Source organism: Cupriavidus basilensis OR16 (assembly GCF_000243095.1).
In the GTDB taxonomy this organism is placed as follows: Bacteria; Pseudomonadota; Gammaproteobacteria; order Burkholderiales; family Burkholderiaceae; genus Cupriavidus; species Cupriavidus basilensis_D.
The window spans coordinates 1-1,049 of the sequence record NZ_AHJE01000353.1 but is presented as its reverse complement, the minus strand read 5'-3'; the positions used below and the strand labels follow the sequence as shown (position 1 = coordinate 1,049).

Annotated in this window: 2 protein-coding genes; both read left to right on the top strand. The window is 65.9% G+C overall.

Annotated elements, in window-relative coordinates; all coding sequences use genetic code 11:
* Nucleotides 1-395: 395 nt before the first annotated feature.
* The gene (locus OR16_RS47105) at nucleotides 396-812 is read left to right on the top strand and encodes a GntR family transcriptional regulator (protein WP_237717411.1); all 417 of its coding nucleotides are present in this window, start codon (nucleotides 396-398) and stop codon (nucleotides 810-812) included.
* A partial coding sequence (locus OR16_RS47100; RefSeq protein WP_337459910.1) for an FCD domain-containing protein occupies nucleotides 701-1,049 on the top strand: 349 nt, incomplete at its 3' end. The genes OR16_RS47105 and OR16_RS47100, both read left to right, overlap by 112 nt.

Genomic DNA, 1,049 nt, shown 5'->3' with positions numbered 1-1,049 from the left:
CGCGACTGAGAGTGACTTGCAACCAAACCTAGAGTGTTCGCGCTGCGAAGTGCGGCGTGTATAGGAAACTTCCTCAAATTGGGGAGAATTTTCCCAACCTGATTTGATTTCTAGCCGTGAGGCAGTTCGCGCCTGCGCATCCGGGGTGTTAGCGCGGGGGTCAGGGAGCCGACCATCTGGCCGCGGGCGTGGCAGTGCGGGCCCCGGCCGCCGACAAGCGCGACAACGCCCCGGCAAGGGCCTTCGCCACGGGCGCCGGCAGATCCACCTGGAAAGACGCCTTCGGCACCGCCAGGCTCAGTGAGCGCAAGGCCCAAGCGTTCGCGCCGGACTTTGGTAGTACGATATCGCCCTTGCACGCATTGCCGTGTTGTCGGGAGAGAGTTTTGCCATCAGTGGATCGCCGTAGCGCCGGCACATCGCGCGCCCGGGCCAGGACCGAAGAACCATCGCAGAATGAGCTGGCCTACGCCGGCCTGCGGGAGCGGCTGACCACGCTGGTCTACCGCCCCGGCGAGCATCTCAACATCTCCACCCTGGTCGACGATCTCGAGCTTGGCCGCACGCCCATCAACCAGGCGCTGCACCGGCTTGCCAACGAAGGGCTGGTGCAAATCCTGCCGCGCAAGGGCGTGGTGGTCTCGCCGCTGTCCATCGACGATGCGCTGCACTTGATCGATGTGCGCCTGGCCAACGAACGCTGTGCGCCAGGCTGGCTGCCGAGCGCATCACCGCCGCCGGCCTGCAACAGCTGGAAAGCCTGCTGGGCCAGGTGGAGGACGCCGTGGCACAGCGCAACCTGCCCGAGGTGACCAACCTGGACCGGTTGTTCCACGAGGAAATCGCGCAAATATCGGGCAACCCGATCCTGGTTGAAATCCTCAAGGTGCTGCACGCGCGCTCGCAACGCTTCTGGGCCATTTCGCTGTCGTCCGAGGGGCACCTGGCCGAAGTCGGCGCCGAGCACCGTGCCATCCTGAAGGCGCTGCGCGACGGCGACGCCGCGGCAGCGGCCGGCGCGGTCACGGCCCATGTGGTTTCCTTTCGCC